We start from the raw sequence: 20,318 nt of genomic DNA on the forward strand, positions 1-20,318 counted from the left end.
GAATCAGTTCAGGGAGAAGGAGCGGATTCTCTTCACGGATTCCTCCCGGCCCAGCAGGGAGAAGACGGAGGAGAGGTCCGGGCCGCCGCTCAGGCCGGTGAGGGCTACGCGCGCCGGGAACATCACGGCCCCCATCTTCACGCCGTTTTCCTTGGCAAAGGCTTTCAGCACGCCAATGAGTTCATGGCCGTCCCATTCCGGTTCCTGTTCCAGCCTGTCCGCCAGTTTGGAAAGCAGTTCCAGGGCTTCCGGCTGGACCTTGGCGACGGCTTCCGGGTCCATGCTGAGGTCAAAGAAGAAGCGGATTTTGTCCGGCACTTCCGCCAGCGTCTGCACCTTCGTCTGTACGGTGGCGATGGCGTCATCCAGAATGGGGGAGTCCGGCAGCCCGGCGTTCAGGCAGAAGGGCCGCGCCTGGGCCGTGAATTCTTCCGCAGGCAGGGCAATGATGTGCTGCTGGTTGACCCAGCGGCACTTGGTGATGTCAAATTTGGCGGCGGAGTGGTTGACCGCTTCCAGGGAGAAGCGTTCAATGAGCTCCTGCGGGGAGAAGATTTCCGTGTCGTCCTTGGGGGACCAGCCCAGCAGGGCCAGGAAGTTCATGACGCCTTCCGGCAGGAAGCCTTCTTCCGGGTACGTGCCCAGGGCCGCGCCCACGTCCCGCTTGGACATCTTGGAGCCGTCCTGGTTCAGGATCAGCGGCATGTGGGCGAAGACCGGGGGAGTGACGCCGAAGGCCTCAAACAGCTGGATGTGCTTGGGCGTGTTCATGATGTGGTCTTCCCCGCGGATGACGTGGGTCATCTTCATTTCAATGTCGTCCACCACGTTGACGAAGTGGAAAATGTAGGAGCCGTCCGCGCGGCGGATGGCCATGTCCGGCGTGTTGGAGGCGTCCCGGTAGTCAATGGTGATGTCTCCGCAGATCAGGTCATGGAAGGTGACGGGCTTGGAGCGGTCAAAGCGGAAGCGCCATGCGCCGCCGTCCTCGTACACGCGCCCGGCGTCCTGGAGCTTCTTGAAATAGGCGTCGTAAATATCATTGCGCTGGCTCTGGAAGTAGGGGCCGCAGTCGCCGCCCTTCATGGGGCCTTCATCCCAGTCCAGTCCCAGCCATTCCATGCCGGTGAAGATTGCGCGGGTGGCTTCCTCCGTGTTGCGGGCGTTGTCCGTATCCTCAATGCGGAGGATGAAGGTGCCGCCCATCTTGCGGGCAAACAGCCAGTTGAACAGGGCGGTGCGCGCGCCGCCGATGTGGAGGTAGCCCGTGGGGGAAGGTGCGAATCTTGTTCTGACGTGACTCATGATGGGTAAGAGAGTAAGGGCCTGCCTGCCCGCGTCAAGCAGATACAGGGGGTGCATGCCAAAAAAGGACGGCGCGGGGGACGGGCGTTTTTTACGGGTGTTGTCGGCCTTGCGGCTTGCCTGGAAAGGGTTTTTAGGGTTCATTTAACGCCGTGTTCTTTTTAAAGCACATATTCCGCCTGCGGGAGAAGTGGCAGATTGAGCGGGAGGACGAGGAAAAGCCCTTTCTGGAGCATCTGGACGACCTGCGCACCATGCTGCTGAGGATGGCCCTGTGCCTGACCGTCAGCACGATTCTGTGCGCCGGGTTCGCGTCCAATCTGATGGACATCCTGCGGCGGCCCGTCAACCAGGTGTGGGACATGTTTGAGGAATCCCACCTGCCCGCGGGAATAGGGCTGGACGCCTGGGGAAAGGCCAAGGAAACGGCCACGGCCATGATGAGCCTGGACGGCGCCCAGCGGAAGCTGCTTCTTCGGCAGATTGCCCCGTCCCTGGCGGATTTGACGGAGGCAGCCCTGGTGCTCCGGGGAGCGGAACCCCTGCCGGAGGACAGGAAGAAGATTTTCATCCGGGAGGGAAGCCCCAGCTCCACGGTGCGGGAACTGGCGGAATCCCTGTTTGCCAAGGAGGCCATTCTGACGGACGGGACGGGCCGGGGGGCCCTCAAGATGATGAGCGCGTTCCAGCCCGGGGAGGCGTTCATGCTGACCATCAAGCTTTCCCTGTATGCCGGGGTGGTGATCTCCTTCCCCCTGCTGCTGTACTTCCTGCTCCAGTTTATTATTCCGGGGCTGCTGGAGCATGAGCGCAAGCTGCTGTACAAGTGCATGGCGGTCGGCTTCGGCCTGTTCCTGGCCGGAACGCTGTTCTGCTACTTCATCGTGCTTCCCAGGGTGCTGACCTTCTTCTATACGTACTCCCTGGAATTCGGCATTTCCAATGAATGGCGCATCGGCTATTACCTGTCCTTCGCCACGCAGATGATCCTGATGTTCGGCCTGGCGTTTGAACTGCCCGTGGTGGTGATGCCCTTCGTCAAGCTGGGCGTGCTGACCTACGACATGATGAAGGCCACGCGCCGCTACGCCATTGTGGCGATCGCCATTCTGGCCGCAGTCATCACCCCCACGCCGGACGTGGCCACCATGATGCTGATGGCCGTCCCCATGTATGCGCTGTATGAAATATGCATCATCCTGGCCTGGATGCATGAGCGCAAGGAGGCCGCCCGCGCCCGGGAGGAAGTCGCCCGGTTTGAAGAAGACTTCAACAACGACAATTCTCCCTACAACCATTAAAAACACATCCAACTGACGCTAGTAACATGAATCTCCTGGACATCATCATCCTGGGCATTGTGGAAGGCCTGACCGAGTACCTGCCGGTCAGCTCCACAGGACACCTTCTCCTGACGGAATCCCTGCTGAACATGTCCCAGAGCAAGGAGGCCCTGGACGCCCTGGCCGTCTGCATCCAGGGCGGGGCCATCCTGGCGGTGCTGAGCCTGTATTTCCCCCGGGTGAAGTCCATGGCGCAGGGCTTGCGCGGCAATAATCCTGCCGGGCTGAAGCTGCTGGTGAACCTCATTCTGGCCTTTCTCCCCGCCGCCGTGGTGGGGCTGTGCTGCGCCTCCCTGATCAAGGAGTACCTGTTCAATACGTACACGGTGGCTTATTCCTGGATTGTGGGCGGCGGCGTGATTCTGGCGTACTGCGCCTGGCGCGCCAGGCAGGGGCGTTCCAATGAGGGGAACGCCGGGGCTTCCATTGAAAGCCTTACTCCGGCCAAGGCCCTGACGGTGGGCGCGCTCCAGTGCGTGGCCATGGTCCCCGGCACCAGCCGGAGCCTGATGACCATGCTGGGAGGCATGTTCGTGGGGCTGAGCGTGGAGGCCGCCGTGGAATTCAGCTTCCTGCTGGGCCTGATTACCCTGGGCGCGGCCACGGCGCATGATGCGTACAAGGATGGAGCGCTGATGCTGGAAGCCTTCGGATGGGAAGCCCTGGCCGTGGGAACGGTCGTGAGCTGGCTGTCCGCATGGCTGGCCGTAAAGTGGATGGTCTCCTACCTTCAAAAACACAGTTTCGCCGTGTTCGGCTGGTACCGCATCGCCATCGGCATCGTGACCCTGGTTCTTTTGGGAGCGGGGCTGATGCATTAAAATTTTATTCCTCTTTGTTGAATGTCAAGAGCCGCCGTCCGGGTCCGGAAAGGCGGCCCTTTTATTTTTCCGGCCGCGGGAAAAGAGGTTTTGAAAATGTAACCTGATTGTAACACACGGGATTGGTTTTTCCGGCATCATGGAGGCATGAACATCATGTGGTGCCTGATAGCCGTATGGGTGGGAATAGCCGTTCCGGCGCATTCCCGGGAGGCTGATGAAGGGCTGCCTGCCCGGAACATCATCCTGCCGCAGAGGCGCGTCATCCCTCCGGCGGACCGGATGGCCCGGCAGGCGGTGGGCATGGAAAAGGTGAACGCCCGCGTTCTGGTGAACGGACGCAGCGCCGTGACCACCCTGGAGCTGAATGTGCGCAATGACGGTTCCTCCCCCGCGGAGGCGGAGCTGCTGCTGCCCGTGCCGGAAGGCGTGGTGGTGAAGGGATTTTATTACGGTGACGGAAAAACGGCCTGGCAGGCGTCCCTGATGCCTGCGGCGGAAGCCCGCCGCCTGTATGACCGCATTGTAGCGGGCAGAAAAGACCCGGCCCTGCTGGAATTTGCGGGCTACGGCGTCATCCGGACCAGCGTGTTTCCGGTGCCTCCCCGGTCTTCCGTGAAACTGGGCATTGTTTACGAACAACTGCTGGTCCCCACGGACCACCGCCTGGATTACGTCCTGCCCAGAACGGAAGCCCTGTCCGGCGGCGTACCGTGGACGGTGAGGGTGGAGCTGGCCCCCGGAAAGGACGGTCCGGGCAATGTTTTCACCCCCTCCCATCAGATGGAGCGCCGTGAGCTGGAGGATGGAACCGTGGTTCTGACCCTGGCGGAGGAGAGGATGAGCCCCGGACCCTTCCGCCTGTCATGGCTGGAAGCACGGGGGCAAAAAGGGCAGGGCCACGCCGCTCCGGATACCAGCATTTACGCTTCTCCTGACGCGGAAGGCGGCAAAAACGGCTACTTCCTGGCGATGGTGGGCAAGGACGGCCCTCCCGGCGCAAACTCCATCCTCCGGGAAGTCACGCTGGTGCTGGACAGGTCCGGCAGCATGCGCGGGGAAAAGCTGGCCAGCATGAAGGAGGCGGCCAAGCAGATCGTTTCCGGCCTGAATCCCGGAGAACGCTTTAACATCATCACTTATAACGAAGGGATCAACCTGTTTGAGGCGGCCCCGGTGGAAAAGAGCGGAGAGTCGGAAAAAGCGGCCCATGCGTGGCTGGACGCCGTGGTGGCGCGGGGTGGCACCAATGTTCATGAGGCCCTGGCCGCCGCGCTGGCCCAGCCCTCCCATGAGGGAATGCTGCCTGTGGTGCTTTTCCTGACGGACGGCCTTCCCACGATTGGCCGCACTTCTGAAAAAGACATTGTGGCCCTGGCGGGAGAGGGGAACAAGGCGGAAAGGCGCATTTTCACCATCGGGGTGGGGGAAGACGTGAATGCCCCCCTGCTGAGGCGCATGGCTGAAATTTCCGGAGGGCTGCCGTCCTACGTCCTTCCCGGGGAAAGTCTTGAGGTCAAGCTGGGGCAGGTATTCCGGCAGTTGTACGGCCCCGTTTTCCGGAAGGTCCGTTATACCGTCTGCTCTCCGGATGGCAGGGAACAGCCGGGAAGGGTGCAGGACGCCATTCCCTCCGGGACTCTGCCGGATATTTATTCCGGAACTCCCGCCGTGCTGGCCGGCAGGTACATAGGCACGGAACCTTTCCTGGTCAAGGGAACCTGCGTGGACCGGAATAACGCGGAACGGGCTTTTTCCATCACTGTGGATCCGCGGCGCATCGCCAGCATGAAGGATGATTTTGTGGCCCGGCTGTGGGCCGCCCGTAAAATAGGCAGTCTGGAAACGGCCCTGATGGATATGGGGGAAGATTCTTCCGGTACGGAAGAGATGAGGAATTATCCCAAAACGCTGGAATTGGCGGAGGAGATCATGCGGCTTTCCCGGGATTTCGGGATCATGAGTTCAGCCACCGCTTTTTTTGCGGATGACGGCAGTTCCGGTTCATGGCGCGTTCCGGGAACTTCCCCTCGGGGCGGACAGATGGGAAGAGTGATGCGGGAGTCGCGTGAAGGTCTGGGTGCGATTGCCCTGCAGGAGAATGCCGTAGCCAAGAAGAAGGAGCTGGCTGTTAACAAGTACAACATTCAGATGGACCGCCGGGGCCGCGCCGTTTCCTTCCATCACACGGCGCAGATTGCGCAGAACGGATATTTTAACAGGAACGGCGTCTGGATGGAGAGCGCCGTGCTTTCCCTCCCGGACGCGGGCCGCGCCGTGAGGACGGTCCAGGTGGGCACGCCGGAATATGCCGCCGTGGCTGACAAGCTGGTTAAGACCAACCGCCAGGGGCTCCTGGCCCTGGACGGCTCCGTGATGCTTCTCCTGGATGGAGAAACCGTGCTGATGCAGAACAGTTTTCCGTAAACAAACAATAAATACTAATCAACAATCATGAACCATATTATTGCATGTACATTGGGGCTGCTGGGCGCCGGAGCATTCTGCGCGCATGGCGAATCCCCGGCCATTCCCGCGGCCGGGCAGCCCGTTCCGCAGGAAAAGGGTAAATCCTCCCTTACTCCGGGACAGCAGGGGAACGCGCAGGAGGTGAAAAAATCCGTGTCCTCCGCTACCGTAAGTTCCGCTGCGGGGCATGCCTCCTGCGTGGACATAAGCGCGGCTGAACCGGAAAAGGCAGGGGAGATTAAGGGCGCCTCCTATTCCGTTACGGCCAGGAACGGGGCCGTCCCAGGAGAAATGGAGATCAGCGTAACCCCGAAGATGGAAGCTGCCTATTCCGTAAGGACCACGGGGAAAGGCAGCTCCGGCATCATCATAAGTACGGTGAAAGCGGAGAAGGCTGACGGTGTGAAGGAGGCCGCGTATTCCATCACCACCGCAAAAGGCGCCGTTCCGGGCGGCATGGAGGTCAGCGTGGTTCCGGTGAAGGAAGAAGCTTCTTCCGGAACGGCCGCCGCGCCGGAGCAGGCGGCTGTAAAAAAGGAAGACCGCGCCGTGGTCCAGATTGCCCTTTTGCTGGATACCTCCGGCAGCATGACCGGACTCATCAACCAGGCGCGCACGTACCTGTGGAAGATTGTCAATGACATGACGCTGGCGCGCCAGAACGGTAAATTGCCCGATATCCAAATTGCCCTTTATGAATATGGAAACGACGGGCTGTCTTCCAAAGACGCCTGGGTCCGCCAGGTGCTTCCGCTCACGGATGACCTGGACAAGGTCTCCGAGGAATTGTTCAAGCTGAAAACCAACGGCGGCACGGAATGCTGCGGCGCCGTCATTGACCGGGCCGTAAAGGAGCTGAAATGGAATACGGAGGACCCCAATGCGCTGAAACTGGTGTTTATTGCCGGCAATGAACCCTTCAACCAGGGCAATGTGCCGTATGCGGAATCTATCGCGCGGGGCCTGGCGAAGGGCATCACCGTCAATACCATTCATTGCGGGAATGCGGGGGACCGGGATACGGCCCTGTGGAAGGACGGCGCCAAGAAGGGGGACGGCAGCTTCCTCAACATTGACCACAATGCCACTCCCCCGGACCCGGAAACGCCCTATGACGGGGAGCTTGCCAAGCTGAGCTCCTCCCTGAACGGGACGTATCTGGCCTACGGTTCCCAGGAAGTTCAGGCTGAACGGCTGAGCAAGCAGGAGGGCCAGGACAGGCTGGCGCGGGAGCTGTCATCCACGGCTTACGCGGGCCGCGTCAAGGCGAAGGCCAACAAGGCGGCGTACCGCAATACCTCCTGGGACCTGGTGGACCTTTACGAACGGGACGGAGCCAAGGCTCTGGGCAAGTTGAATGGCGCCGGACAGCTTCCCGAGGAACTGGAAGGCAAGACCCCGGAAGAATTGGAGGCCGTGGTGAAGAAGAAGGCGGAAGAACGCGGAGCCCTGCAGAAAAAGGTGATGGAGCTGGATGCCCTGCGCAGCGAATGGCTGGCCAAGTGGAAGGCGCAGCAGAGCGTTTCCGGGAATGCCGGGCCGGATAGCCTGGATGACGCCATTATCCAGGCCGTACGGAAGCAGGCTTCCAAAAAGCAGTTTTCCTTTGTGGAAGAGAACGGAGCGGAAGGAAAAAATTCCCCTATGAAATAACAGAGTGAAGAAATGAGTGCCCTGCGGGGCTGCCCGGGAGTACGGGCGGTCCCGCAGGATTGTTCTTTCTGAAAAAACCGGTTTTACCGGAACGTTTATATTTGATAGATTACCCTGCGTACATGCACCGCTACCGCATTCTGGTCGTAGAAGACGACCATGCCATCAGAAACGGCCTGGCGGACGCCCTCTCGGTGTCCGGCTATGACGTTTTGTCCGCCGGGGACGGCTATGAAGCTCTGGAAATGATCCACGCAGAAGAGTATGACCTGGCCCTGCTGGATGTGGTGCTGCCCGGAGCGAACGGATTTGACCTGCTGAGGCGCATCCGGGAAGACCGGGCCACGGTTCCCGTGCTGATGCTTACCGCCAAGGGAGCGGAGGCGGACAAGGTGAAGGGGCTGAAGCTGGGGGCGGATGATTATGTGGTGAAGCCCTTCAGCCTTCTGGAGGTGCTTGCCAGGATAGAGGCCGTGCTGAGGCGGTCCCCGGAAAGGCCCAGCGCCGTCAGCCGCGTCATGCTGCCGGAAGGGCACCTGGATTTTGCCACCCGCGCCCTGGTGCTGGAGGAGGGCCCCGTGACGCTGACGACCAAGGAATTTGACCTGGCGCGCCATCTGGCGGCCAATGCCGGAAGAATCATCACCCGTGAGGAAATCCTGGCGAGGGTCTGGAAGATGGACCCCCGGCTGGTGGAAACGCGGAGCATTGACACCACGATCGCCCGCCTGCGGGAAAAAATGGGGAAAAGGAATGCCGTCGTCATCCGCACCCTCAGGGGGCAGGGCTACGTTTGGGAGGATGACGCATGAGCAGCCGTTTTTCCTTCCATTTGCTGCTGTGGTCCTGCCTGCTGATTCTGCTGGGGGTGATGGGGTGGCTCAGCCATTCCATGCTGGACGCAGAGAAGCGCAGGCTGGCGGAGACGCACCAGATACGCCTGGTGGAGCAGAGCCGCCTGGCCCTGTGGCGCATGGATTCCCTGCTGGCCTCCATGATTGCCGGGGAAAACAACCGTTCTCCCGGAGAATATTTCCAGAGGGGCGCTCTGGCGGAATCCCTCAGGAAGGAGGGCTCCATGCCGGATTTATCCGAGTTTGCCAAACTGTATTTCCAGATAGATCCGCAGGGGAAGGTTTCTTCACCCCAGAAAGGTGCGGAACGTCTGGAATATGTCATCCAACTGGGAAAATCCGGGTGGGGCAGCCATGTGGTGGACGCCATGAAGAATTTGCCGCAGCCTTCCTCCATTTCCAGGGAGGAAGTGACGCAGCCGCAGCCGGATGCTTTCTCCGCCCCTCCCCCGGCGGAAGCGGTGCAGATTTCTTCCGTGACCGTCGCGGGCGTAAAGGATCAGCAGAAGAACGGCCTTCCGCAGGAACTGGCGGTGGAAAGCCGGAAAGCCTTCCAGCAGGGAATGGAAGACTACAACATGCGCAAAAACCTTTCCAACAGCCAGCAGGAGTACAATGTCAGCGTCAAGGTAAAAAAGAAGGCCGTGGAATCCCTCCAGCGCGGGAAAAGGGATGTTGCGGGGGAAGGCCGGATGATTGGTTCAGGGTCGGTGAATGGCATGGAAAATCTGGAACACAAGGGCCAGTGCCTGACTTACGGAGGTTCCTTGAAGACCGGAAAAAAGCAGGAAAGCAGGTCCGGCGGTATTGTGGCTCTTCTGGATACCGGATCCGGGGAATTGACCCTGGACGGGAAGAGGCTTCAGTTTGAAGTCCATGAAGAAAAGGCGCCCCCGGCAAGCGCGCCTCAGGAAAGTTTGGCGGAGATAACCGTTCCCCGCCGTGAAAGGATGGCCGGTGCCCCGGAAAGTTACAGGGAGCTCTCCATTTCCTCCCTCCAGCCCAGGTGGCAGGAGGGGAGTGAGTGCTTCCTGACGCGCCGCATTTCAGACCACGGCCAGGTATGGGTGCAGGGCATCTGGCTGGACTGGGACAAATTGTCCGCCTACCTTCTGGAGTCCGTGGCGGATATTTTGCCGGATGCCACCCTGGCGCCGGCGGACGGCCGGGAGGAAAGCTACCTGACCCTGGCCGGCATTCCCGCCATGCTGAACCCGGGGAATCTGCCTCCCATGCCCGCCAACTCCCTGCGCACGGTGTGGAACTCCATCGCCATGGCGTGGTTCTGCGGCATTCTGGCCCTGTGCGGGGTCATCGGCTTCATAATCGGCCTTATCCGGTTGAGCGAACGCCGCGCCGTCTTTGTTTCCGCCGTGACCCATGAACTGAGAACGCCGCTGACCACCTTTAACATGTACACGGAAATGCTCTCCTCCGGCCTGGTGCCCAAGGGCAGGGAAATGGACTATGTGGACATTCTGAAAAACGAGGCAGGCAGGCTGACGCATCTGGTGGACAATGTGCTGAGCTATGCCCGGGTGGAGAAAAATTCTGTTTCCCTCCATCCGGAGAAGATTCCCGTGCCGGAGCTGGCCGCCTCCGTCATTGCCCGCATTTCCCCCCGGATGACCGCAGCCGGCATGGATTCCCAGCTTTCCGTGGCGCCGGAGTTGCAGCAGGAGAGCGTGATGGCGGACATGACCGCCGTGGAGCAGATTGTGTATAACCTGGCGGACAACGCCGCCAAGTACGCGCGGTTTGACGGAAGCATCCTGAAGGTGGAGCTGAAAACGGAGAAGCGTTTTCTGGTTATCCGCGTGGAGGATGAAGGGAAAGGCATCTCCGATTCCCTGAAAGGCAAGTTGTTCCGCCCCTTTTCCAGGTCTGCGGAGGAGGCCGCCGGAAAACAGCCGGGCGTGGGATTGGGACTGGCGTTGTCCCGGGAGCTGGCCAGGAGCATGGGCGGGGATTTGTGCCTGGAGGAAAGTTCCGGACACGGATGCCGGTTTGCCCTCAGGCTCCCTTTTTCCAGGGTGTGAGCACCGTTCCGCAGGAAACAATTTTCTTCAAAAAAGCGGCCGGATAGGTTTTAATTCCTTTTAATGAACACGCTATTCTGCCAAAGCTGCGGCATGCCCCTGAAAAGCAAAGAGGATTGCGGCACCAGTCATGATGGAAGCGCCAGTGAGGAATATTGCTGCTATTGCTTTCAAGACGGAGCCTTTACCTCAGACTGCACCATGGAGGAGATGATTGAGCATTGCGCCGGCTTTGTGGAGGAGTTCAACAAGGACAATGGCTCTTCTTTTACCAGGGAGGAAGCCGTTGCTCAAATGACCCGGTATTTTCCCACGCTGAAACGCTGGAAAAAGCAATAGGGCGCCCTGCCGTCTTCCAAGCCGTTCACGGTGGGAAGCCCCATTCTTGCCTGTCTTTCCCAGGTAAAAGGCGGGGCTGTTTTTTCCCGGTTTATTAAACCCTTCGCAAGACAGCCCCGCAGGAAGAACCTTGCAGAGGCGGCTATCTTCTGTGCGGGCCATGGGCTCCGCCCGGGGCGGAAGGCCGGGGGGAGGGACGGGACGGAGCGGCAGAAGGAGGAGAGGACGGCCTGACAGGCGCGCCGGCGGACGGCGGCGGGGAAGAAGGCCTGGAGACGGAAGGCGGGCTGACGGGACGGCTCATGCCCGGATTGGACGGGGCTGGCCGTGATGACGGCATGGAAGGACGGCCGGAATCCGGTCTGGATGGGCGGCTGCCCTCCGGGCGGCTTATGCCCGGACGATGCGAACCGCCGGGATTATTGCCGCCGGGACGGTGGGGATTGTTTGCGGAAGGGCGTGAAGGACGGCTGGGTTTTCCAAAGTCCGGCTTCCCGTGGCTGCCGCCGGGCTGGCTGATTCCGGGACGGTCCGGGCGGTTGTGGCCGCCGCCGGGATGAATCACGGGGGGACGGGAGGGACTGCCGGGTTTGCCAAAGTCCGGACGGTGGCCCGGTCTCCCTGGCTGGGGAACCGGCCTGTTGTTCCCCGGACGGTGGTCCGGACGGAAATGATCCGGCCTGTACTGGGGTTTCATGGGCGGACGCGCCATGGGGCGGCAGTAATGGGGCCGGATGTAGTGCCCGCGGTAATAGGGAGCGGGGCCCCACGTGGGAATGTAATAATTGGGCCGGATCAGGCTGATGGAGTAAATGGGGCTGCCGAACGTGTCATAGGCATAAATGGGCCTGCCCCCGTAGTACCCGTAAATGGGATAGCCGGCATTGTCATACATGTAGGACGCGCCGGAGCCGCCGCTGCTGTAGGAGCCGGAGACGCTGAAACTGTCATAATAGGGATCATAGCAACTGGACAGGGCGCAGCCGATGGCTGCCGCCAGCAGTGAATTCTTTAAAATACCGTATGCTTTCATGATGTTGAAATGGAGTGGGCGTTTTTTCCCTTTGCCTGGAAAGCGGCGGGAGAAATGTACATTTGTTTAAAATTATTTTGCTTGGAAACGGGCTTCCTCTTGTCTTAGACTCCAAAAACGTTCTACGTGATGGGAATTCTCTTTCAAGATAAAAAAGTTGGTCTGGCCCTGCTGTGCGATAATGCCCCGTATACGCTGGCCATGACGCTGGCGTCCTATGACAGGGCAGGCCTGCTGGAATATTTTGACGAGGCCTGCATCGTTTTTCCGGAGAATGCCACCAAGGTGTGTGAAACGGCCCTCTCCTACGGGCTTTCCGCGGAGGCATCCCCCGCGGACGGCGGCTTTATAGGAACGCTCCACACGGCGGTCAACTCCCTGGATACGGATTATATCCTGCTGGCGGAGGACGACTGCATGATCTGGGAGCATCTGCGCGGGGAAACCCTGGAGAAGCAGTTGAAGCGGGCACTGGAGCTGCTGACGTCCGGCCAGGCGGACATGGTGCGCCTGCGCCATGCATGGCGGGGCAGCACGCGTTACAAGGCCGCCTATACGTACTCCTACTTTTATCCCGTGGAACAGCTGGCTACCATGTGGGTGCACGCGGAAGGGCTGTCCGAGGCTCCGGACTGGGTCAAGAGCCTCCGGCGCTTCTTCCATCCTTTCCGCTCCAAGCGCTCCATCGGCCGCTGCGTTTACGTGGAGCAGAACCCCCACCTGCGCTTCCCCAAATACATCACCAAGATTGATGAAGGCTATATCATTGACAGTGAAGTGTTCCAATGGACGAACCAGCCCACCCTCATTTCCCGCTCCAGGCTCAAGCAGATCCTGACGGGGCTGGCGCAGGCCCCCGGCACCATCGGGAAACTGCCCCAGGACTTTGAAACCGCCGTCAATAATCCGCGGTGGAGGGACGCCCACATGAACATAGGCGTTATCCGGGGAATTTTCACTTAAGGGGGCGCATGACGGAAAGCGGAAAGGCGGCGCGGTATGAATGCGCCCGGTGTGGCGCGTGCTGCCGCTGGGCGGGGGACGTGTGCATAGAAGAGGATGAAGTGCGGGAAATCTCCCGTTTCCTGCACATGGAGGAACAGGCGTTTATTGACGAGTGCTGCCGTTTGCGTGCCAACAGGCAGGGATTATCCATCCGGGACGCGGAGGACGGCGCCTGCATGATGCTCACGGAAAACGGTTGCCGGATCAATCCCGTCAAACCGCGCCAGTGCCTGGGCTTCCCCGGCCAATGGAATTTTCCCGGCTGGCGGGAACTGTGCCGCGCCAGGGAAGTGAAGGAGGGACAAGGGGAATAACGTGTCCGGCGGCGAGGAGAAAGCCTCCGGGCCTGCGCGCATGAAATTTTTTCCGAAGTCCGGCGGAGGGGAATTTCAATGAGAGAGCTCGCAGGATTAAATAAACTGCCCTAAATCCTGTTCAAAACCCGGGTAGGACGTATTAATGCACTCCGCATCCGTCAGCACGGTATCCCCCTGGGCGCTGAACCCGGCCACCAGGAAGCTCATGGCGATGCGGTGGTCCCCGTAGCTGGGAAGTTCTGCGCCTTTCAGCGCGGTGCCGCCGTGAACGATCATGCCGTCGTCAAATTCCTCCACGTTTACGCCCATAAGGCGGAGGTTCGCCGCTGTGGTGGCGATGCGGTCCGTCTCCTTGACGCGCAGTTCATGGGCGTTGCGGACGATGAAATCTCCCTGGCCCAGGGCTCCGGCTACGGCCAGGATGGGAATCTCGTCAATCAGGTTGGGAATCTCCTCCGGAAGCAGGCTGGTTCCGTGCAGGGCGTCCGAGCCGTATACGGTGATGTCCCCGTACGGTTCCCCCGCATCCTTCGGGGACGTGGTGGCAATATCCATCCGCACGCCCATCCTCTTCAGCGCGCTGATGACGGCGTTCCGGGTATCGTTCAGGCCCACCTGGCGCAGCGTCAGCCGGGAGCCGGGACGGCTGGCGGCGGCCACCATCCAGAAGGCGGCGGAAGAAATGTCTGCGGGGACCGTCAGGTCATGGGCCATGGGAAGCGCTGGACCTTTTGTACTCACGGCCAGGCCGTCCACGGTGCAGGGCACGCCAAAGTGGCGGAACAGGCGTTCCGTGTGGTCACGGGTGACGGCGGGCTGGCGCACGGTGGTAACGCCGTCCGCAAACATGGCGGCCAGCAGGATGGCGCTTTTCACTTGGGCGCTCGCCATGGGCAGCGTGTAGGAAATGGGGTGGACGCGGCCGCCATGGATAAACAGGGGCGCGCAGCCCGGCTTGGCACCGCGGGCTTCAATCCGCGCGCCCATCTGTTCCAGCGGCTGCATGATGCGGCCCATGGGGCGGGAACTCAGGGAAGCGTCTCCGAACATCTCGGAATCAAAGGGGCAGGCGGCCAGCATGCCGGCAAGCAGCCTCATGCCCGTGCCGGAATTGCCGCAGTCAATGGGCCGGGCGGGGGCCGCGGGCTTCATGGCCACGCCCGTCATGCGGAAGCGGACGGGGCCGTACCCATCCCGTTCTTCCAGCACCTCCACCTTCGCTCCCAGCTGTTCCATGGCGCGCAGGGTATTCAGGCAGTCTTCACTGCACAGGAAATTATCCACCTCCGTCACCCCTTTGGCCAAGCCGCCCAGAATGGCGGCGCGGTGGGAGATGCTCTTGTCTCCGGGCACGGTCAGTACCCCTTGCAGGGAGGGAATGGAATGGGAGTGAAGGTTCATGGCGGCGTCCCGGAAGAACTAACCTGTATTGGCGGCTGAATCAAGCCAATTACGAGAATCCGGGAGGCGGAATGGATGGCGCCGGGCTTCCGGAAAGGCGCTGGAACTGGAGCGGTAGACGCCCATAATGGAGTTGATTTTCCGGGACGGTGACGTATATTCCAACCCGTTATCGGCTGCGTCCTCTGGAAAGGAAGGAGAGAGCCTTTCCGGATCAATGGATCAAGCTGGTTTTCATAGGTAGTAAGTTGGAGCGGCCACGGGAGTGGTCCTGTGGCCGCTCTGCCTTGTTTCAAGGATTGACATTCAAGAGAGTGTGAAATAGAAAAGGCCGGTGAGTTTCATTGTCCGGACTGTCATTCTCTGTATCGCGCTGGGCGTCATGGCTGCCTGTTCCCAGCGCCAATCCGTGCAGCCTGTTTCTGAAGCGGCCGTGCATGTCAGCATCGGCGCCCTTGTGTACGACGTCACGTTGAGAGATGACGGAGTGGAGGTGAAGAGACGCCCGTTCGCCTTTTATGCGGATGCGCTGGGAAAGCAGTATCCTGTTAAAAAGGTATTTTTGAAAGGCGACGCCTACAAGGTGGAATCCCTGGCCAAAACCCTCTTAAAGGAAGGATGGACTAAAGGCGCCTCTCTTCAGACGGCGGAAGAACCGGCCGTTTTCCTGCACGCCGCGGGGGAAAAGAAATTTCATCCGGTACCTGCCGCAAGCAGTAATACCGCCGTCTGCAAGGCTCTTAACAAAGCTTGCTATGAGGCCTGCCTGAAGGAGCCCGGCATTTCCTGAGTCCGGAGGAAAACAGGGGAAGGGAACAAAATGCCCTCCGTACCCGCTTTGGGCTTTACCGCGCGCCGTTGAAGGCGTATGTAGTCCGTGCCGATCAGGTTCGGGTGGTCGCTGTTCCGGTCTTCGGGCCGGGGTAGAGGAAAGTCCGGACATCACAAGGCAGCGTGTCCCGTGAAAGCGGGAGACGGGAACCTCCCAAGGGTTCCCGGACGGAAAGTGCCACAGAAAACAAACCGCCCGGACGGGGTTCCCCCCCGTTCAGGCAAGGGTGAAAAGGGGAGGTAAGAGCTCACCGCTCCGAGGGCGACCAAGGAGGCATGGTAAACCCCGCGCGATGCAAGACAAACAGGGGAAGGGTTGCCTGCCCGCCGGATCCCCGGGTATTAGTCGCACCCGTTCCGTAAAACGAACGGGCGCGCGGAATGCTTCACTGCAGTCCGCGTGAGAAAAATGGCCACACAGCCGGCCTGAGCCGGCGGACAAAATCTGGCTTACAGAACCTGATCGGCATCTGTCTTTTTTGCCCTGCGGCTTTCCGCCGCCTTTTCCAGGAAGGGAAACGTCCGGGAAATTGTCCGGTTCCGGGGTCTCTTTGGGGTTGCATGGATGTCTCAAATGTGTAGAATCCGTCACCTAATTGCCACCCACTATGGAGAAGCTTGTTGTACACGGAGGTTTTACGCTGAGGGGAGCCGTCAATATCAGCGGGTCCAAAAATGCGTCCCTGCCCATTCTGGCTGCGTCCCTGCTGACGGATGAGCCTGTGGTGGTGCGCCGTGTGCCGGATGTTTCCGATACCAATTTCATGGTGCAGATCATGGGCCAGCTTGGCGCTTCCGTGGAGAGGTCCAGCGGCAACGTGCGCGTGGAAGCCAGGAACCTGCATTCCGAAGCCACCTATGAACAGGTGCGCAAGATGCGCGCCTCCATCTGCCTGCTGGGGCCCCTGATGGCCCGCATGCAGCGGTGCGTGATTCCATTGCCGGGCGGCTGCGTCATCGGTGACCGGCCCGTGGACCTGCACATCAGGGCCATCCAGGCGCTCGGCGCCCGGGTGCAGATTGAGCGCGGCAACCTGATTATTGAGGCCCCCGGGGGCCTGAAGGGCGCCACGGTGGATTTGAGCGGGGACCACGGCCCCACCGTTCTGGGAACGGACAACCTGATGATGGCCGCCGTGCTGGCGGAAGGCACCACCGTCATTGAATCCGCCGCTTCCGAGCCGGAAGTGGTGGACCTGGCCAACTTCCTGATCAAGCTGGGCGCCAATATCCAGGGCGCCGGAACGCGCCGCATCGTCATTGAAGGGGTTGAAAAACTCCGCGGCTGCAACCACACCGTCATTCCGGACCGCATTGAAGCCGGCACCTTCATGGTGGCCGCCGCCATGATGGGGGACGGCGTGACCCTGAGGCGCGTTTGTGAAGAGCACATGACCGTGGTGACGGACCTGCTCCGGAAATGCGGGCACCACGTGGAATTCAACGAACGCGGGGACACCGTCACCATCATTGCCGGGAATACGCCCAAATGCGGTGAAATCAAGACGGCCCCCTATCCCGGCTACCCCACGGACATGCAGGCCCAGATGACGGCTCTCTTCGCCACCACGCCGGGCATTTCCGTGGTGAAGGACACTATCTTCCCGCAGCGCTTCATGCACTGCTCCGAGCTCAAGCGCATGGGCGCGAACATCAAGGTGGACAACGGCACCGCCGTCATCTCCGGCGTGGAAACCCTGAGCGGCGCGCCCGTCATGGCGTCCGACCTGCGCGCGTCCGCCGCGCTGGTGCTGGCGGCCCTGAAAGCGGAAGGCACCACGGAAATACACCGTTTGTACCACATTGACCGCGGCTATGAAATGATTGATGAAAAGCTCCTGGCGATCGGCGCTGCCGTGGAAAGACAGCCGGATGACGACAATTAACGCCGTTTTGGGCTTGTGTACCGCATTTTTTCTTTACTGTCAGGATTCCGTATGCTATTCACCGAAGTCCTATGAACAAGGCTCAACTGATCGAATTGATTCAAAACAAGCTGGGTGCCGATACCACCAAAAAGCACGCTGAAGAAGCTCTGGCCGCTGTGCTGGAATCCATCAAGGAAGGCGTGCAGGAATCCGGCAAGGTGCAGATCATCGGCTTTGGTACGTTTGCTACCAAGACCCGTGAAGCCCGTACCGGCCGCAACCCGAAGACCGGCAAGGCGATCAATATTCCCGCTTCCAAGACGGTTGCTTTCAAGGCCTCTTCCGCTCTGAAGGACTAAGAAGGCAGTTGCTTCTAAAAATAGCACTTTTCTTTCAGCACCCCGTCCTCCGCGGACCGGGGTGTTTTTTATGTCCCGCTGGGGTTGTCCACGGCTTGACCGGATGCGGTCCGCCGTCTAGAATGCCGCCATGTCCAGCAGTTTTGGTCAGGTGTTCAGAATCTCCACCTGGGGTGAGTCCCATGGAGCCGGGGTGGGTGTGGTGATTGACGGCTGTCCGTCCCTTGTCCCGGTGACGGAAGAAGACATTCAGCGGGAGCTGGACCGGCGCAGGCCGGGGCAGAGCGACATCGTGACCCCCCGCAAGGAGGAAGACTGCGCGGAAATCCTTTCCGGCGTGCTGGACGGCAAAACCCTGGGAACGCCCATCGCCATCAGCGTGCGGAACAAGGACCACCGTTCCTCCGCCTATGATGAAATGGCCCACACGTACCGCCCCTCCCACGCGGACTACACGTATGACGCCAAATACGGCATCCGCGCCTGGGCGGGCGGGGGCAGGGCCTCCGCGCGGGAAACCATCGGCCGCGTGGCCGCCGGAGCCGTGGCCAGGGCCGTGCTGAAGCAGGCCTTTCCGGACATGGACGTCCTTGCCTGGGTGGACCAGGTGCACCAGGTGAAAGCCTCCGTGGACTGGGAGGCCGTCACGGCCTCCGTCATTGAAAGCAACATCGTCCGCACGGCGGACCCCTCCGTGGCGGAGGCCATGATTGCCGCCATCAAGGAGGCGCGGGATGCCGGCAACTCCCTGGGCGGCGTGGTCAAGTGCGTGGTGCGCGGCTGCCCTCCCGGGCTGGGGGACCCCGTCTTTGACAAGCTGGACGCCACGCTGGCCCACGCCATGATGAGCATTCCCGCCACCAAGGCCTTTGCCGTGGGCTCCGGCTTTGAGGCGGCGGAGATGACCGGGCTGGAACACAACGATCCTTTTTACATGCGGGACGGCCATGTGCACACCGTCACCAACCACTCCGGCGGCATTCAGGGCGGCATCTCCAACGGAGAGGACATCCTGATGCGCATCGGCTTCAAGCCTACGGCCACGCTCATGGTTGACCAGCAGACGGTCAACCAGGCAGGGGAGGACGCCCGGCTCAAGGGCAGGGGACGGCATGACGCCTGCGTTCTGCCGCGTGCCGTGTCCATTGTGGAGGCCATGGCGTGGCTCTGCCTGTGCGACCACTACCTGCGCCAGCGCTGCCAGCGGGCGCTGTAACAATCGGTTCCGCGGCTTCTTTCCCGTCATTCATGGACTCCTCCCTCACATTCTACCTGGTACTGGGCGCGCTGCTGGTCGGCTTCATCGTGCTCGGCATGCTGAAAGGGATGATCAAGATGCTCCTGTTCGGCGCGGCGGTGCTATCCGCTGTGGCGGCTTACTTCTGGCTGTCCAAATACGGTTTTACCTATCTCTCCTTCATCACCAGCGACCCGCGGGAATGGATGGTCACCGTGCTGTCCGTCGGAGGGGCTGCGGCGGTCTTCTTCATCTTCATGCACGGCCTGTTCTGGTTCAGCGACGTCTTCTCCTGGGGGCGGCGCATGGGCTTTGGCGGGGCCAAAGGCATCGTCACCACCATCCTGATGGCGGCGGTCGTCTGCTGGGTGGGCGTCATGTGCATCTTCTACTACGGCTCCATGGCGGAAATGACGCGCGCCCGTGAACTGGCCCTGTACCACATGGACCCCAACCGCACCATCTCCCTGCCCGCCATTTACTCCGTCAAAAAAGCCATCACGGACAATCCCCATCTGAACTGGCTGGTGAAAATCTCCCCGGAGCACGACCCGGAACGCCTCTCCCTGGCAAAAATGATTGCCTACCTGGTGACGCTCAGTCCGGAACTCTCCGACCAGCGCCGCACCCAGCTGGACTGCTACATGCCCCGCTCCCGCATCACCAGCCGCGTGCTCAGCCTGAAAAGCCTGAGCGAAGACCCCGCCATCCGCCTGCTGGTGGAGAAGGGGGACATGCAGGGCCTTTACAACGACGTCAAGCTTACCCGCTTCCTGGAAGACCAGGACGTGCGCTCCGTCCTGTCCCAGCTGGACGTGGACCGCGTCCTTGGCTTCGTCACGGAAACCCGCCAGACGGCTCCCGCCGGGAATGAATACATTCCCGAAGCCACGCCGATTGATAAGTAAACGGCTTCTTTTCTCCGGTGACTTATTTTATCCTCTTTTCAAAAGAAGGTGTGGCGGCTAGTATTTGGATATTCAAGGGAGATTTGGCATGGACGAAAAAGAGCTGAAGAAAGAATTGGAAAAATGGGAAAGGGAGATTGTTCGTGATCCTGAAAACGCTGAGGCTTATTTCAGGAAGGGAAATGTACTATATTATTTGGGAAAGAAGAAGGAAACCCTGTGTACCTATGATAAATCACTGAAGCTCAATCCGAACAACGAGAATACCTATTGCAACATAGGGCTAGTTCTTGATGATCTTGGGAAGAAAGAGGAGGCTCTTGAGAGCTACAACAAGGCCTTGAAGATCAATCCAAACAACGAGAATGCCTATTGCAACAGGGGGATAGTTCTCTCTGCTCTTGGAAGAAAAGAAGAGGCATTAGACAGTTACGACAAGGCCCTGAAGATCAATCCAAACAACGAGAATGCCTATTGCAACATAGGGCTAGTTCTTGATGATCTTGGGAAGAAAGAGGAGGCTCTTGAGAGCTACA

Annotated in this window: 18 protein-coding genes and 1 other RNA gene; 16 read left to right on the top strand and 3 right to left on the bottom strand. The window is 60.2% G+C overall.

Annotated features, from left to right (window positions below; genetic code table 11):
- Nucleotides 1-3 precede the first annotated feature (3 nt).
- Nucleotides 4-1,305, bottom strand: coding sequence for a glutamate--tRNA ligase (gltX, locus tag HHJ06_RS05240; protein WP_215428266.1), 1,302 nt, complete (start codon nucleotides 1,303-1,305; stop codon nucleotides 4-6).
- 152 nt (nucleotides 1,306-1,457) lie between these two features.
- Between gltX and tatC the strand changes: the two genes are divergently transcribed.
- The 7 genes from tatC to HHJ06_RS05275 all read left to right on the top strand — a co-directional run bounded on the left by tatC (nucleotide 1,458) and on the right by HHJ06_RS05275 (nucleotide 10,823).
- Nucleotides 1,458-2,606, top strand: coding sequence for a twin-arginine translocase subunit TatC (tatC, locus tag HHJ06_RS05245; RefSeq protein WP_215428267.1), 1,149 nt, complete (start codon nucleotides 1,458-1,460; stop codon nucleotides 2,604-2,606).
- Nucleotides 2,607-2,632: 26 nt separating this feature from the next.
- Complete coding sequence (locus HHJ06_RS05250; RefSeq protein WP_215428269.1) at nucleotides 2,633-3,469, top strand: undecaprenyl-diphosphate phosphatase; 837 nt, start codon at nucleotides 2,633-2,635, stop codon at nucleotides 3,467-3,469.
- 147 nt (nucleotides 3,470-3,616) lie between these two features.
- Nucleotides 3,617-5,896 carry a VWA domain-containing protein gene (locus HHJ06_RS05255; RefSeq protein ID WP_215428271.1) on the top strand — a complete coding sequence of 760 codons (2,280 nt, stop codon included), beginning with the start codon at nucleotides 3,617-3,619 and terminating at the stop codon, nucleotides 5,894-5,896.
- A gap of 27 nt (nucleotides 5,897-5,923) precedes the next feature.
- On the top strand, nucleotides 5,924-7,591 hold the full coding sequence (locus HHJ06_RS05260) for a vWA domain-containing protein (RefSeq protein ID WP_215428273.1): 1,668 nt from the start codon (nucleotides 5,924-5,926) through the stop codon (nucleotides 7,589-7,591).
- Nucleotides 7,592-7,692: 101 nt separating this feature from the next.
- Nucleotides 7,693-8,403 carry a response regulator transcription factor gene (locus tag HHJ06_RS05265; protein ID WP_215428274.1) on the top strand — a complete coding sequence of 237 codons (711 nt, stop codon included), beginning with the start codon at nucleotides 7,693-7,695 and terminating at the stop codon, nucleotides 8,401-8,403.
- Complete coding sequence (locus HHJ06_RS05270; protein WP_215428276.1) at nucleotides 8,400-10,484, top strand: sensor histidine kinase; 2,085 nt, start codon at nucleotides 8,400-8,402, stop codon at nucleotides 10,482-10,484. The genes HHJ06_RS05265 and HHJ06_RS05270 overlap by 4 nt, the downstream gene beginning before the upstream one ends.
- 63 nt (nucleotides 10,485-10,547) lie before the next feature.
- The gene (locus HHJ06_RS05275; RefSeq protein WP_215428278.1) at nucleotides 10,548-10,823 is read left to right on the top strand and encodes a zinc ribbon domain-containing protein; all 276 of its coding nucleotides are present in this window, start codon (nucleotides 10,548-10,550) and stop codon (nucleotides 10,821-10,823) included.
- A 142-nt stretch (nucleotides 10,824-10,965) separates the two neighbouring features.
- On the opposite strand, the gene HHJ06_RS05280 is transcribed toward HHJ06_RS05275, so the two are convergent.
- Nucleotides 10,966-11,856, bottom strand: coding sequence for a hypothetical protein (locus tag HHJ06_RS05280; protein WP_215428280.1), 891 nt, complete (start codon nucleotides 11,854-11,856; stop codon nucleotides 10,966-10,968).
- A gap of 126 nt (nucleotides 11,857-11,982) precedes the next feature.
- On the opposite strand from HHJ06_RS05280, the gene HHJ06_RS05285 reads away from it, so the two are divergent.
- Together HHJ06_RS05285 and HHJ06_RS05290 are read left to right on the top strand one after the other, a co-directional pair.
- Nucleotides 11,983-12,819: a hypothetical protein gene (locus tag HHJ06_RS05285; protein WP_215428282.1), complete on the top strand. Its 837-nt coding sequence runs from the start codon at nucleotides 11,983-11,985 to the stop codon at nucleotides 12,817-12,819.
- 8 nt (nucleotides 12,820-12,827) lie between these two features.
- Nucleotides 12,828-13,175 carry a YkgJ family cysteine cluster protein gene (locus tag HHJ06_RS05290; RefSeq protein ID WP_215428284.1) on the top strand — a complete coding sequence of 116 codons (348 nt, stop codon included), beginning with the start codon at nucleotides 12,828-12,830 and terminating at the stop codon, nucleotides 13,173-13,175.
- 96 nt (nucleotides 13,176-13,271) lie between these two features.
- Here the strand turns inward: HHJ06_RS05290 and aroA are convergent, their stop codons facing one another.
- Complete coding sequence (gene aroA / locus HHJ06_RS05295) at nucleotides 13,272-14,579, bottom strand: 3-phosphoshikimate 1-carboxyvinyltransferase (protein WP_215428286.1); 1,308 nt, start codon at nucleotides 14,577-14,579, stop codon at nucleotides 13,272-13,274.
- Between the two features lie 334 nt (nucleotides 14,580-14,913).
- Between aroA and HHJ06_RS05300 the strand changes: the two genes are divergently transcribed.
- The 7 genes from HHJ06_RS05300 to HHJ06_RS05330 all read left to right on the top strand — a co-directional run.
- Nucleotides 14,914-15,369, top strand: coding sequence for a hypothetical protein (locus tag HHJ06_RS05300; protein ID WP_215428288.1), 456 nt, complete (start codon nucleotides 14,914-14,916; stop codon nucleotides 15,367-15,369).
- Between the two features lie 92 nt (nucleotides 15,370-15,461).
- Nucleotides 15,462-15,879: RNase P RNA component class A (gene rnpB / locus HHJ06_RS05305), an RNA gene on the top strand.
- Nucleotides 15,880-16,018: 139 nt separating this feature from the next.
- Entirely contained in the window at nucleotides 16,019-17,296 is a 1,278-nt protein-coding gene (gene murA / locus HHJ06_RS05310; RefSeq protein ID WP_215428290.1) for a UDP-N-acetylglucosamine 1-carboxyvinyltransferase, read from the top strand.
- 71 nt (nucleotides 17,297-17,367) lie between these two features.
- Entirely contained in the window at nucleotides 17,368-17,637 is a 270-nt protein-coding gene (locus HHJ06_RS05315) for an HU family DNA-binding protein (protein ID WP_022398307.1), read from the top strand.
- Nucleotides 17,638-17,767: 130 nt separating this feature from the next.
- Nucleotides 17,768-18,853, top strand: a complete 1,086-nt coding sequence (gene aroC, locus HHJ06_RS05320) for a chorismate synthase (protein WP_215428292.1) — start codon at nucleotides 17,768-17,770, stop codon at nucleotides 18,851-18,853.
- 32 nt (nucleotides 18,854-18,885) lie between these two features.
- A complete protein-coding gene (locus tag HHJ06_RS05325) occupies nucleotides 18,886-19,782 on the top strand; it encodes a hypothetical protein (protein WP_215428294.1) in 897 nt (298 codons plus the stop codon).
- Between the two features lie 88 nt (nucleotides 19,783-19,870).
- Nucleotides 19,871-20,318, top strand: a 448-nt coding sequence (locus tag HHJ06_RS05330; RefSeq protein WP_215428296.1) for a tetratricopeptide repeat protein, incomplete at its 3' end; no start/stop codon positions are given.

This window comes from Akkermansia muciniphila, from assembly GCF_018709685.1.
Classification (GTDB): Bacteria; Verrucomicrobiota; Verrucomicrobiia; order Verrucomicrobiales; family Akkermansiaceae; genus Akkermansia; species Akkermansia muciniphila_E.